Raw genomic sequence first — 13,795 nt, forward strand, 5'->3', positions numbered from 1 at the left:
CGGCCACTCACGGCCAGCCGGGCGCCGACTCGACGGTCCCGTCGTCTATCGCGGCGACCAGTTGGGCGTGGTCTCGCTCGGTCTGGTCGGCGTATGCCTGTGCGAAAGCGACCACGGATTCCTGGGTCTTGTCCGACTTGCCGAAGTACTCGTTGATCGCCCTCGCGTCACCACTGCGCGCGTGGGCACGGGCGAGAACATGGCCGCACGCAGTGGCGAAGGTCGCGAGCCGTGGCGCAACCGATTTGCCGTCGGGAATGACCTTTCCGTCACGGAACTGCCTGATGTAGAAATCCCAGTCGCGGATCGTGGACCATCCGAGAAAACTGTCCGACGCACTCTGGATCAGGCGCTGCCCGTTGACCACTCGCTGTCCGTGATTGGGGTACACGCTGGGGCCGAGGAACTTCTCGTACACCGACGGCGCGGCCTGTTTGATCTGGAAGAACAGCGGGTCGCCGGTCTGGTGCTCCTCGTTGAGGGTGAGATAGACACGCATTCCGACGCTCCCGACGCCCACCACCTGCTGCACGACGTCGACGAGATCGAAGCGACGCAGCAACGCCGCGATGTTCTCCCGGATGGAGCCGTAGTAGCCCAGCAGGACGTCGTTGAGTACATCGTCGAACTGCTCCAGCTCGTGCGTACGGTACGGCGGGTCCTCGGTGATGGTCCGTCTGCCGTCGACGAGGTGGGTGAACTTCTTCGACGCTCCCCTATTACTCCGCTTCGCGGCGCGTTTGGTGAGGTACTTGTCCAACTGGGCGCCCTCCTCCGGAGCCAGGTACCCCACCAGGTCGTCCGCGGAGACCTTTGCCGACCACACGTCGAGGATCGGCCACGTCGCATAGGTGCTGATCGAGTCGCGGTAGCCGGTGAATCCTGCGCGAACCGCCTTGACCGCCGTCTTCTCGTCGATGCCGTTGTCCCGGGCGAGGACGACGAGGCTCGCGACAAAGCGCAGCAGGTCCCATTCGAACGGCCCCGGCAGCGTCTCGTCGAAGTCACGGAGATCAAAGGCGAGTGTCCGCTCGGGCGTGTTCCACATCCCGAAATTGAGCACATGGGCGTCGCCGCACATCTGCACGTGGATGCCGGTGTTCGGCCGCGATGCGAGGTCGGCCGCCATGACGGCCGCGGCTCCTCGGTAATAGGTCCACGGCGACGCCGCCATCCGGCCGTGCCGGATGGGGAGCAAGCGTTGATCGCGAATCTCGTTCTGCGACAGGATGGTGTGCAACGCGTCGTGGCCGCGTGTGGACGGGTCCCACTCTCCCAGCGACGTCCTCGGCACCTTCTTGCGTGCCGCCTTGCCCACCGAGCCTTCCGTAATCGCGTACTCGGTCGGTCCGGCCGCCAGCGCCGCGGACTGTGTTACCAGCTCGCCGTCATTGGTGGGTTGAGACGGAAAGTGTGGCGAGTCGGACCCGGGCGATCCGGACTCCTGGGCGGAAGCGTCGGCTGTGTCCGTCGGAGAGGTCATGCAACCAGTGTGGCGCGTGAGGCGGCACCGCGCGCAGCTTCCATCACTCTCGACCACGACGTGTCGTGGTCGGCCGCTAACCTCGAACCATGTCCGCCATTCCCGATGGATACTCCGACGTGCCCGAAACCCCCGCCTTCTCGATCACCCCGCCGCGTCTCGACCACGCGTGCGCAGTGCGCTGAATTTGAATGTCCATCACGGCGACACGACGTAGCGCGCCACAGGCGCCCGGCTGGCACACACTCTGGCGGCCGGGTATCGGCATGGCCATCTGGCTCGATACCGACGCGGAGCTGCCAGAAGGGCTCGCACAACTGTTGGCGGGCAAGCGCTTTCGACGTGACATCGGGATGATCGCGGCGACCGGACGCCGTGAGTTCGTCGCCGCGATCACACTGGGAACGTCATCGGCGGTCGCTGCGCTCGACGCATCCCGCTCGACGCCCGTGGCGGGCGACGTCCGGTGGTACCGGATGATGCTCGACGGCGTGCGCCGGTTCGTCGCCGCAGGTTCGGTCGCGCCGGTCGTCACTGATCTGGGTGGCGAGACCGTCGTCCGCTGGACGCCCATTCCCACTGCGGCGTGGCGCAGTTGGATGACGGTGATCACCGCCGGGGCACCGGATGCCCTCACCCACAACGGCGGGGCGGAGGCGCTCGCCGACTTCGCTGGCGAATTGGTCGACCACGCATGCCGCGCACGTCTCGCCGACTCGGCAGCACGGCTCGGCCAAGCACGGCCGTCGACACCCGTGCTCGCGGCGCTGGTCGACGACGCCGCGGCACCCGACGCCGCCCGCAGACCCGCCGCGCACACCGCGTGGAGCCAATGGGCGGGCAGCGCACCGCAAGACGAGTCGCTGCTGGTGTTCCGGCTGTTCGAACCCGACGACCTGCCCGATCCCGACGACACCTTCGGTGCATGGGATGACGAACCCGCTCCCGATCCGCGCTGGCGACTCCAGGTGTGCCGCCGTGCACCCGACGGCCACACCGAACCCGTTGCGCCCCACCGCCTCGACGCACACGAGCTCGACCAGGTGACCACCGAACTCGCGTCTGCGGTCCGCGCGTTCGGCGAACTCGCCAAGGCCGATCCCGACCGCAACACCCTCGACTTCCTGTTGCCGACCGACAGCGTCGAACTACTCCTGGAGTCCGGCACCGCGCTTCTCGCCGACGCGGGTTTCCCCGTGCTGCTGCCGCGCACGATCGCCGACGTGCGGCCGTCTCTCGGTCTTCGCGCCGCCCCGGTGTCGGGCGGCGGCGCACCCGCACGGATGGTCGGGCTACGCGAGATGCGCGAGTTCGAATGGCGCCTCGCTCTGGGCGACGGTCCGGACGCGATCACGCTCACCGATTCCGATCTCGACGAATTGTCCAGGCAGAAGGGCGATCTCGTTCGAGTGCGCGGCGTATGGATGCGCGCAGAAGGTGCGGCGTTGACGCGTGCCGCCACCTTCATCCGTACCCAGCGGGCGTTGCGCGCGTCCGGCGAGCCCGCCGACATGGGAGAGCTGTTCGGACTCGTGACGGGCACTGCGGACACGCTCCCCGTCCCGATCGGTTCCGTCCGCGGCCTCGGCTGGCTCGACGACGTCGCCGCCGGCTCGATGCTGCGAGCCCAACCGGTCCCCGCGCCACGGGAACTACGAGCTGTTCTCCGCCCCTATCAGCAGCGCGGACTCGAGTGGTTGGCCCACCTGAGCGACCTGGGCATCGGAGGCGTACTCGCCGACGACATGGGACTCGGCAAGACCATCCAGGTCATCGCACTGCTGTGTGCCGAACGCGACGGCATGCCGACCGGCCACACCCCGACGCTCGTCGTATGCCCGATGTCGTTGGTGGGCAACTGGTCTCGCGAATTGAACCACTTCGCACCGAGCCTGCGGGTGCACGTCCACCACGGCGCCGATCGTGCCCGCAGCGCCACCTTCGCGTCGACGATCGCCGACGTCGACGTGGTGATCACCACCTTCGCGATCGCCACCAGGGATCGTGATCTGTTGGCCGCGCAACAGTGGCGACGCGTCGTGGTCGACGAGGCGCAGCATGTGAAGAACGTCAGAACAGCCGCGGCGAAAGCGTTGCGCGCCATCCCCGCCCGTCATCGGCTCGCGTTGACCGGCACGCCCGTCGAGAACCGTCTCGAGGACCTACGAGCGGTGATCGACCTCGTCAACCCCGGCCTGCTCGGTTCAGCGTCGACGTTCCGGGCGCGGTTCGCCGAACCCATCGAACGCGACCGGGATCCCGACGCACTCCGACGACTCAACCGCGCGACCAGACCATTCATCCTGCGTAGGGAGAAGACCGACCCCTCGATCATCAGCGATCTCCCGGAGAAGACCGAGATCACCGTGCGCGCGAACCTCACCGTCGAACAGGCTGCGCTGTACCGCGCGATCATCGACGACCTCATGGTCGCGCTACGCGACAAGCAGCAGCGTGCCATGCGCAGGCGGACCGTCCTCGCCGCGCTGACGCGCCTCAAGCAGGTGTGCAATCATCCGGCACACTATCTCGGCGACGGTTCACCCATGATGCGGCGAGACCGCCACCGCTCGGGGAAGCTCGAACTGCTCGGCGACATCGCGACCACGCTCGTCGCCGATGGCGACAAAGCGCTCGTCTTCACCCAGTTCGCGGCGTTCGGAGAGATGCTGGCGACGTGGTTGTCCGAGCAGCTCGACACTCCGATTCCGTTGTTACACGGGGGTATTGGGCGCACTGATCGCGACCGGATGGTCGCGCAGTTCCAAGGGGACGCACGGGGTCTCACACAGGAATCGGCGGCCGACTCTCCCCCGATCCTCGTCGCCACGCTGAAGGCGGGCGGCACCGGATTGAACCTCACCGCCGCCACCCACGTCGTGCATGTCGACCGCTGGTGGAACCCCGCCGTCGAAGATCAGGCGACCGATCGCGCCTACCGCATCGGCCAGCACCAACGAGTCCACGTCCGACGATTCGTCTGCGTCGGCACCCTGGAGGAACGCATCGACGACATGGTCGCGAAGAAACGCGAGCTGTCGCGACTGACGGTGTCGGCGGGCGAGAACTGGATCGGCGACCTCGGCGACGACGAACTGTTCGACCTCTTCCGCCTCCGCGACGAGGCGGTCAGCGAATGAGAAAGCACATTTCCACGCGTGACCGGTCCAGAGACGAGAGAGTGAGGCAGACGCGATGAGGCGCGGGACGGTGCCGGTCCGCGGCTACGCGGTGACCCGCTGGTCGCGCGCCTTCGTCGACGTTGTCGAGGGCCGCACAGACATCGCCGACGCCACCGGGGCGCAGCGCTCCGGGTCGATTACCGAGTCAGCGGACAGCCGACGAATCAGCAAGGCGCGACGATACTTTCGCGACCGCCACGTGCATCGCCTGTCCATCCGCCCCGGCCAGGTGACCGCGTCGGTCGAGGGCAGCCAACTCGACCCGTTCGACGTGATCCTCTCGATGCGTACGGTCGACGTCGACACCGTCGCCACACTGCTCCGCAGCCGTGCGGGTGTCGCAGAGGTGATGTCGGTGGCGCGTGGCGAACAACCGCCGATCGTCGGAGAGTTGCTCGGGCCGACGGAGTCAGCCGACGTCGCCTCGCAGTGCAGCTGTCCCGACGAGGCGGTCCGGTGCATTCACGTGCTGGCCGTCGCCTACGAGGTTGCCGCGGAGATCGACCGCTCCCCGCTCGCCCTGTTCACGGTCATGGGCACCGACCTACCGTCCCTGCTCGACGCCCTCGGCAACAACAGCGACACGGATTCCGACGAGTCTGCCGCCCAGGGCACGTCAGGCGACGGAGATGCGAGCGACGGAGATGCAAGCGACGGCGATCCGAGCACCGAGCACGAGACCCTCAGCGCCGTCGACTTCTTCGGGACGCATGCGCCGCTGCCGCCGCTACCTCGGCCGGCACGCAGCAACCCGCTCACCGACCTCGACGGCACGGCGTTGCGCGCGGCCTTACGGGCGTCAGGGGTAGCTCCCGGCGATATCGCCGAAGCCGTCGACGAACTCGGCGATCTCTACGACAGGCTGGTGCAGGAGTAGCCGCTGTTCGGCCGGCCGCGGGCATTCATGCCTGGACGTAGGCGTCCGCGTACTCCTCGCTGGGGGCAACGGGCTCGATGATGTCGAGCAGCACGCCGTCGGGTGCGGCAATGATGAAGTGTCGCTGACCGAAGTCCTCGTCGCGAAGAGGCAACACCACATTCACCCCCGCCGAGCCGGCCAGCCGATTGTGGATGCCGTCGACGTCGCTGACTTCGAGGTTCACGATCACTCCTCGCGGAAGCTCACCGTATCCGCTCGGAACCGTCGGGTGATCGTGAGCCAGGATCGCCAGTTCGTAGTCGCCCAGGCGCAGGCTGACATACCAATCGGATTCGAAGGTCGTCTCGAAGCCGATGAGGTCGCGGTAGAACGACGCCGCGGCCTCGACATCGCGCGACATGAGAACTGGATACAGGCTGGTGACGGCCATGGAGTACTCCTATACATACAATGTGAATGTAACGAGATCAGCTTACATACTGTCTGTACGTAAAGGAAGAGCGCCATGCCCCGTGCCTCCGCGGCCGCCGCTGCCCAGACGGCCCAACGCATCCTCGACTCGGCGACTGAACTGTTCGCCACCCGAGGCTTCGGCGAGGTGTCCCTCGACGACGTCGCCCGCGAAGCCCGGGTTACGCGAGGAGCGGTCTACCACCACTATCGAAACAAGGCCGGGTTGTTCGGCGCGGTCGCCGCTGCGCTCCAGTCCGACGTCGCACGGGCTGTCGTCGCGGCGGCGCAGGATGCGGGCACGCAGCCGAGCGAGCAGCTCCGGGCAGGATCACACGCGTTCCTCGATGCGATCACGGACGGTTCCGCCGTACGCATCCTGCTCATCGATGCCCCGGCGGTGATCGGCTGGCAGGAATGGCGTCGACTCGACGCAGCGAACTCGGCAACACACCTGCGCGAGGCGTTACGCGACGTCGGAGTCGCCGAAGATCTTCTCGACGCATCCACCGCACAACTCTCAGGTGCGATGAACGAAGCGGCTCTGTGGACGGCGCAGCACACCGACACCGACCTGGCACGCGAGCAGTCCCATCTGGCGCTGGACAGACTGCTCGCCGCCTACCTGCCCTGAGGCCATTGCAACCCCGCAGCGCACGCCACGAAAAGAGGCCCGGATCTGCAGAAACTGCAGATCCGGGCCTCTCGCCGGTCTTTGTGGACCGTCAGCCAGATCAGGGTGTCAGAAGTCCCAGTCCTCGTCCTCGGTGTTGACCGCCTTGCCGATGACATACGAGCTACCCGAACCGGAGAAGAAGTCGTGGTTCTCGTCAGCGTTGGGCGACAGCGCCGACAGGATCGCGGGGTTCACGTCGATGTCGTCGCGCGGGAACATCGCCTCGTAGCCGAGATTCATCAACGCCTTGTTCGCGTTGTAGCGGAGGAACTTCTTGACGTCCTCGGTGAGCCCGACCTCGTCGTAAAGCGCCTCGGTGTAATCGGATTCGTTGTCGTACAGGTCGAACAACAACTCGAAGGTGTAGTCCTTGAGCTCCTGTCGACGCTCGGGCGTCTGCGTCTCCAAGCCGCGCTGGTACTTGTACCCGATGTAGTAACCGTGCACGGCCTCGTCGCGGATGATCAGGCGAATGAGATCGGCGGTGTTGGTGAGCTTGGCCCGACTCGACCAGTACATCGGGAGGTAGAAACCGGAGTAGAAGAGGAACGACTCGAGCAGCGTCGAGGCGACCTTGCGCTTGAGTGGATCGTCGCCACGGTAGTAGTCCATGACGATCTGCGCCTTGCGCTGGAGTTGCTCGTTCTCCTCCGACCACCGGAACGCCTCGTCGATCTCCTTGGTGGAGCACAGCGTGGAGAAGATGGAGCTGTAGCTCTTCGCGTGCACCGACTCCATGAACGCGATGTTGGTCAGCACCGCCTCCTCGTGCGGCGTGGTCGCGTCTGGGATCAGCGACACAGCACCGACGGTGCCCTGGATGGTGTCGAGCAGCGTGAGGCCCGTGAACACGCGCATCGTGAGTTGTTTCTCGTACTCCGTCAACGTGTTCCACGACGGGATGTCGTTGGAGACAGGAACCTTCTCGGGCAACCAGAAGTTACCGGTCAGGCGATCCCACACCTCCGCGTCCTTCTCGTCGGGCACCCGATTCCAGTTGATGGCCGATACCCGGCTCACCAGCTTGATGGGTGCGCCGTCTGCGGGACTGTGCGTGCCTGCGGTCATGATGGTCGCCTCCTGCGGCGGTGTTAAGGGTTGTGGAGGTGTGCGGGGTGTGGTGGTTACAGCATGCAGCTGACGCAGCCCTCTACTTCGGTACCCTCCAACGCGATCTGACGCAGACGGATGTAGTAGAGCGTCTTGATCCCCTTGCGCCAGGCGTAGATCTGCGCCTTGTTGACGTCGCGGGTGGAGGCGGTGTCCTTGAAGAACAGCGTCAGACTCAACCCCTGGTCGACGTGCTGGGTGGCGGCGGCGTAGGTGTCGATGATCTTCTCGTAGCCGATCTCGTACGCATCCTGGTAGTAGTCCAGGTTGTCGTTCGTCATGTACGGCGCCGGGTAGTAGACGCGGCCGATCTTGCCTTCCTTACGGATCTCGATCTTCGCCGCGACCGGGTGGATCGAACTCGTCGAGTGGTTGATGTAGCTGATCGAGCCGGTCGGGGGCACCGCCTGCAGGTTCTGGTTGTAGATGCCGTCGCGCGCCACCGCGGCCTTCAGCTCACGCCAGTCGTCTTGCGTCGGGATGTCGATCTCGGCCTCGGCGAACAGCTCCCGCACCCGGTCGGTCGCGGGCACCCACGCCTGATCGGTGTACTTGTCGAAGAACTCGCCGCTGGCATACGTGGACTTCTCGAAGCCCGCGAACGACCTACCACGTTCGCGCGCAATCGCATTCGACGCCCGCAGTGCGTGGAACAGCACCGTGTAGAAGTACATGTTCGTGAAGTCGATGCCCTCGTCGCTACCGTAGAAGATGCGTTCGCGAGCGAGGTAACCGTGCAGGTTCATCTGGCCGAGGCCGATGGCATGCGAATCGTTGTTGCCCTTCTCGATCGAGGGCACCGAGGTGATCGCCGTCTGGTCGCTCACCGCGGTCAAGCCGCGGATGGCCGTGTCGATCGTCTGCCCTATATCGGGAGAATCCATGGTCTTGGCGATGTTGAGTGAACCGAGGTTGCACGAGATGTCTTTGCCCACATGGGAATACGAGAGGTCGTCGTTGTAGGTCGACGGAGTCGAGACCTGCAGGATCTCCGAGCACAGGTTGGAGTGGGTGATCTTTCCGTCGATCGGGTTCGCCCGGTTCACCGTGTCCTCGAACATGATGTAGGGGTAACCCGACTCGAACTGCAGCTCGGCGAGGGTCTGGAAGAACTCACGCGCCTTGATCTTGGTCTTGCGAATCCGACGGTCCTCGACCATCTCGTGGTACTTGTCCGTCACGTTGATGTCGGCGAACGGCACGCCGTAGACGCGCTCGACGTCGTACGGGCTGAACAGGTACATGTCGTCGTTGTTCTTGGCGAGCTGGAAGGTGATGTCGGGGATGACCACACCGAGGCTCAGCGTCTTGATGCGGATCTTCTCGTCGGCGTTCTCGCGCTTGGTGTCGAGGAAGCGGTAGATGTCGGGGTGGTGGGCGTGCAGGTACACCGCGCCGGCACCCTGCCGTGCGCCGAGCTGATTGGCGTACGAGAACGAATCCTCGAGCAGCTTCATGATCGGGATGACACCCGAGCTCTGGTTCTCGATCTTCTTGATCGGCGCGCCGTGCTCACGGATGTTGCTGAGCAGCAGCGCGACGCCACCGCCACGCTTGGACAGTTGCAGCGCCGAATTGATCGCTCGCCCAATGGATTCCATGTTGTCTTCGATGCGAAGCAGGAAGCAACTCACCGGCTCGCCGCGCTGCTTCTTGCCCGAGTTGAGGAACGTCGGTGTCGCAGGCTGGAATCGGCCCTCGATGATCTCGTCGACCAGCGCACGCGCCAGCGACGTGTCGCCGTCGGCGAGCGTCAGTGCCACCATGCACACGCGATCCTCGAAGCGCTCAAGGTAGCGCTTTCCGTCGAAGGTCTTGAGCGTGTAGCTGGTGTAGTACTTGAACGCCCCGAGGAACGTGGGGAAACGGAACTTCTTGCCGTAGGCGTGACCGAAGAGCAGCTTCACGAACTCGCGGTCGTACTTGGCGAGCACCTCTGGCTCGTAGTAGTTCTCCTCGAGGAGGTAGTCGAGCTTCTCGTCGAGATCGTGGAAGAACACCGTGTTCTGGTTGACGTGCTGCAGGAAGTACTGATGCGCAGCCTCGCGGTCTTTCTCGAACTGGATCTTCCCGTCGATGTCGTACAGGTTCAACATCGCGTTGAGCGCGTGGTAGTCGAGCTCGCCCGGGTCGTGATCGGCCGGGCCGGCGTGTACGCCCGACACACTCGCCGACGTAGTGGTGTCCGGGACTGTGGATTCCGAGACGGATGCGGTAGGCGACACGAAGAGACTCCTCGGAGATGGGGTGCGTGTGGAGGTGGTGGAAGGGTTGCCGGATGGTCGAGACGATAGCGGGCGCTACCGACACTCAGGCGCGGACGTTGACGGCCGTCTCGGGATCGACGAAGGCGTCGCTTCGCGAGAAGTCGGCCAGCCCGCTACGGACGCGGTCGACGTCGTCGGAAGTGCCCATGAGCTCGAATCGGTAGAGGTACGGAACGGAGCACTTACGGGAGATGATGTCGCCCGCGAGGCAGTACTCCTCGCCGAAGTTCGTGTTCCCAGCGGCAATGACGCCACGGATCAGCGAACGATTGTGTGTGTTGTTCAGGAATTTGATGACCTGCTTCGGCACGAAACCGTTGCTTCCCGTCGACGACGGTTTGCCGCCACCGTAGGTGGGACAGATCAGGACGTAGGGCTCGTCGACCTCGAACACCGCACCCCCTCGCCGCTCGCCGTCGAGAACCGGGATGCGCGCGACGCGCATTCCCAGCTTCTCGACAAACCGATGCGTGTTCTCCGACACCGATGAGAAGTAAACGATCAGCGGTGACTCGAGAGACGTGTGCGGACTAAGAGATGGTGCTGTGAGAGACATTCGATCCGGCTTCCCCTTCGGATCGTGATGCGGAGGCTTCAGGCTGCGCGTGTTGCCAGAGCTTTGATGCGATCGAGACGGAAGCCCGACCAGTGCTCGTCGTCGGCGACGACGACGGGGGCCTGCAGGTAACCGAGAGCCATGACGTAATCGCGAGCGTCCGCATCCTGGGTGATGTCGACGACCTCGTACTCGATCCCCTGCTTGTCGAGAGCCTTATAGGTGGCATTGCACTGCACGCAGGCCGGCTTGGTGTAGACGGTGATGGCCATCAGATTGCTCCTCGGTCGTGGTGACGTCGTACTGCCTCAGGTGATTCTCCAGCGTGAAGATAGTGATCTGGGTCACCGACCTCACCGCCGTCGCTGAGGGTTACAAGCGATCCCCGTCGTCGGCCTTGCTGGTGCCCCAAACACTACACCTTGTGTCTGACATTTGGTTGCACCACTAGAGCTTGTAATCACATTGATGAAAGTCGCAGGTCGCGGGCCTACACGATCGTGAACTCCGGCGTGTCGCCCCGCGAAACGCAACGGCCGCCCTGGTCGGGACTCACACATTTGTGATTCTTCCGACACGGGCGGCCGCTACAGGCTCTCGCCGATCAGCACCTCATACAGCTACGGCAACCTCGGACCCCAGCACCCGCACGGCGTCGACGGCCCCGTCGATGACCTCGGCGGGAAGTCGGCCCGAGTCGCCGAGCTGGCTTCCGGATACTCCGAACTCCACCTCCTCGACGACCTGCCCACCCGCGATCTTCACCGACTTACGAATGTCCTCACGCGACCACGCGCCTCCGAAGCGGCCCAGCGCCACCCCGATGACACCGACCGGCTTACCGGTCAGCGCGCCCGAGCCGTAAGGCCGGGACAGCCAGTCGATGGCGTTCTTCAACACCGCGGGAGCCGACCCGTTGTACTCGGGCGTGACGATCAACACGGCATCCGCGGCGGCGACGCGCTCCCGGAGCGCGACGACCTCGGGATCGAGTACGCCATCGCCTGAACCCGGCGCGTAGTCGATGTCTTCGTTGTAGAACGGCACACGACCGATGTTGTCGACCACCGAGAACTCGATGCCCGCGGGGGCTTTGTCGACGACGGACTCAGCGAGCTGCCTGTTGATCGACGCCGACCTCAGGCTGCCGACCAACACCGCGACCGTGACGTTGGCGTTCTGTGCTGTGATGTCGTGATCTGGCACGAGACTTCTCCTTTACATGGCGTTACACTTGCTTGGTAAACCGGACCGCGGTCCGATTTGTTCCACCAGATTCGATCCGCAGTGCGGATCCGTCAACCGTTAGGCTCATCACATGCGTAAAGAGGTCGAGGGAGGACCACGGTCACTGCAGTTGACCCAACCCGACAGCGTCGAGCGCGCTGACGCGGCGCGTAATCGGCGATTGCTGCTCGCCGCAGCGAAGAACCTCATCGACAATCACGGCGCCGCCGCGGTCACGATGGATGCGGTCGCGCGCGAGGCAGGCGTCGGTAAGGGCACCGTGTTCCGGCGGTTCGGTAGCCGAACCGGGTTGATGTTCGCCCTCCTCGACCACTCCGAATCGGAGCTACAGCAGTCCTACCTCTCGGGTCCCGCACCACTCGGACCGGGCGCCGCTCCCCTCGAACGCCTCCTCGCCTACGGTGCCGCCCGGTTGAAGATGAACGCGGCTCACCTCGACATCCTGCTCGAGGCAGACCTACCGGGCACCGAGTTCTGGAGCCACCCGGTATCCCAGGCGTCGAGCATGCACGTCCAGATCCTGCTGCGGCAGTTGGGTTTCCCGGATCCCGTCGAGGTGACGGCGATCGCCCTGTTGACTCCGCTCGGTGCCACCGCCGTCAAGCACCTGACCGAGGTCGTCGGCCTCGACCTCGAGACGATCATCACGCAGTGGCAAACGATGGTGACCTCGATGGTCGGCGGCTTGCCACTCGACTGACGATCACACGCCGACACACAATCGACCTCGCCGCGCGCGACGCCACGATCGGCCCTAGCCTGTTCATGGTGGAAGGGAAGACAACGTGAAGGCAGTCATCATCGGTGCAGGCATGGGCGGCATGAGCGCCGCCATCGCCCTGAAGCAACTCGGATTCGACGTCGAGGTCTATGAGCAGGTGACCGAGAACAAGCCGGTCGGCGCCGCGATCTCGGTGTGGTCCAACGGCGTCAAGTGCCTCAATCACCTCGGACTCGAGAAAGAGACCGCGGCGCTCGGAGGCATCGTGGAGACCATGAGCTACATCGACGGCCACACCGGCGAGACGATGTGCCGGTTCAGCATGCAGCCGCTGATCGACGAGGTGGGCCAACGCCCCTACCCCATCGCGCGGGCCGAGCTGCAGCTCATGCTCATGAACGCCTACGGATTCGACGACATCAACTTCGGCATGAAGATGGTGTCCGTTGAAGACGGACCTGACGCGGCCACAGTGCATTTCGCCGACGGCACCAGTGCCAGCGGCGACATCGTGATCGGCGCCGACGGCGCGAAGTCGCTGACTCGCGAATATGTTCTTGGTGGCCCGGTCACCCGACGCTACGCGGGATACGTGAACTTCAACGGCCTCGTCGCCACCGATCCCGCCATCGGCCCGTCGACCGAGTGGACGACGTACGTCGGTGACGGCAAACGGGTTTCGGTCATGCCGGTCGCGGGCGACCGCTTCTACTTCTTCTTCGACGTCCCGATGCCCGAGGGGCAGCCCTTCGAGCGGGGAACCGCCCGCGAGGTGCTCACCAAGGAATTCGACGGCTGGGCACCAGGGGTGCAGACGCTCATCGAGAAGCTCGATCCCGCAACGACGAACCGCGTGGAGATCCTCGACCTCGACCCGTTCGACACGTGGGTCAAGGGCCGCGTGGCGGTACTCGGCGACGCCGCGCACAACACCACTCCCGACATCGGGCAGGGCGGCTGTTCGGCGATGGAAGACGCCGTGGCACTGCAGTTCGCCTTCCGCGATCACCCCGACGACGTGTACGCCGCGCTCGCCGACTACCAGGCCGCGCGCGCCGAGCGCGCGGGCGACCTCGTCCTGCGCGCACGCAAGCGCTGCGACGTGACACACGCGAAGGACCCCGAGAAGACAGCGCAGTGGTACTCCGAACTCCGAGAAGAGGACGGCACCAACATCATTCGGGGCATCGTCGGCAACATCGTCGGCGGTCCGGTCACCTGA

At 64.8% G+C, this 13,795-nt stretch carries 12 protein-coding genes; 5 read left to right on the forward strand and 7 right to left on the reverse strand.

Translation table 11 applies throughout. From position 1 onward, the window contains the following. Positions 1-7: 7 nt before the first annotated feature. Entirely contained in the window at positions 8-1,483 is a 1,476-nt protein-coding gene (locus A5788_RS14600; protein WP_231894274.1) for a DUF2252 domain-containing protein, read from the reverse strand. Positions 1,484-1,674: 191 nt separating this feature from the next. Between A5788_RS14600 and A5788_RS14605 the strand changes: the two genes are divergently transcribed. After that, a complete protein-coding gene (locus A5788_RS14605) occupies positions 1,675-4,623 on the forward strand; it encodes a DEAD/DEAH box helicase (protein ID WP_064870303.1) in 2,949 nt (982 codons plus the stop codon). Positions 4,624-4,678: 55 nt separating this feature from the next. Beyond that, positions 4,679-5,542 (forward strand): SWIM zinc finger family protein, encoded by an 864-nt coding sequence (locus A5788_RS14610; RefSeq protein ID WP_064870305.1) that lies wholly within the window; start codon positions 4,679-4,681, stop codon positions 5,540-5,542. Positions 5,543-5,567: 25 nt separating this feature from the next. Here the strand turns inward: A5788_RS14610 and A5788_RS14615 are convergent, their stop codons facing one another. After that, positions 5,568-5,975 (reverse strand): VOC family protein, encoded by a 408-nt coding sequence (locus A5788_RS14615; protein WP_064870307.1) that lies wholly within the window; start codon positions 5,973-5,975, stop codon positions 5,568-5,570. Between the two features lie 75 nt (positions 5,976-6,050). On the opposite strand from A5788_RS14615, the gene A5788_RS14620 reads away from it, so the two are divergent. Beyond that, the gene (locus A5788_RS14620; protein ID WP_064870309.1) at positions 6,051-6,629 is read left to right on the forward strand and encodes a TetR/AcrR family transcriptional regulator; all 579 of its coding nucleotides are present in this window, start codon (positions 6,051-6,053) and stop codon (positions 6,627-6,629) included. Positions 6,630-6,737: 108 nt separating this feature from the next. On the opposite strand, the gene nrdF is transcribed toward A5788_RS14620, so the two are convergent. The 5 genes from nrdF to A5788_RS14645 all read right to left on the reverse strand — a co-directional run bounded on the left by nrdF (position 6,738) and on the right by A5788_RS14645 (position 11,810). Beyond that, the gene (gene nrdF / locus A5788_RS14625; protein WP_005206006.1) at positions 6,738-7,739 is read right to left on the reverse strand and encodes a class 1b ribonucleoside-diphosphate reductase subunit beta; all 1,002 of its coding nucleotides are present in this window, start codon (positions 7,737-7,739) and stop codon (positions 6,738-6,740) included. A gap of 56 nt (positions 7,740-7,795) precedes the next feature. Continuing rightward, positions 7,796-10,006 carry a class 1b ribonucleoside-diphosphate reductase subunit alpha gene (nrdE, locus tag A5788_RS14630; RefSeq protein ID WP_064870311.1) on the reverse strand — a complete coding sequence of 737 codons (2,211 nt, stop codon included), beginning with the start codon at positions 10,004-10,006 and terminating at the stop codon, positions 7,796-7,798. Between the two features lie 85 nt (positions 10,007-10,091). Continuing rightward, positions 10,092-10,604 carry a class Ib ribonucleoside-diphosphate reductase assembly flavoprotein NrdI gene (gene nrdI / locus A5788_RS14635; RefSeq protein ID WP_197494572.1) on the reverse strand — a complete coding sequence of 171 codons (513 nt, stop codon included), beginning with the start codon at positions 10,602-10,604 and terminating at the stop codon, positions 10,092-10,094. A gap of 38 nt (positions 10,605-10,642) precedes the next feature. Continuing rightward, positions 10,643-10,876, reverse strand: a complete 234-nt coding sequence (nrdH, locus tag A5788_RS14640) for a glutaredoxin-like protein NrdH (protein ID WP_005174646.1) — start codon at positions 10,874-10,876, stop codon at positions 10,643-10,645. A gap of 340 nt (positions 10,877-11,216) precedes the next feature. Next, positions 11,217-11,810, reverse strand: coding sequence for an NADPH-dependent FMN reductase (locus A5788_RS14645; RefSeq protein WP_049698450.1), 594 nt, complete (start codon positions 11,808-11,810; stop codon positions 11,217-11,219). A 112-nt stretch (positions 11,811-11,922) separates the two neighbouring features. Here A5788_RS14645 and A5788_RS14650 point away from each other — a divergent pair, with 112 nt between their 5' ends. Continuing rightward, positions 11,923-12,552: a TetR/AcrR family transcriptional regulator gene (locus tag A5788_RS14650; RefSeq protein WP_064870313.1), complete on the forward strand. Its 630-nt coding sequence runs from the start codon at positions 11,923-11,925 to the stop codon at positions 12,550-12,552. Positions 12,553-12,637: 85 nt separating this feature from the next. Beyond that, positions 12,638-13,795, forward strand: coding sequence for an FAD-dependent urate hydroxylase HpxO (hpxO, locus tag A5788_RS14655; protein WP_064870315.1), 1,158 nt, complete (start codon positions 12,638-12,640; stop codon positions 13,793-13,795).

Source organism: Gordonia sp. 852002-50816_SCH5313054-c (assembly GCF_001665925.1).
GTDB classification, from domain to species: domain Bacteria; phylum Actinomycetota; class Actinomycetes; order Mycobacteriales; family Mycobacteriaceae; genus Gordonia; species Gordonia jacobaea.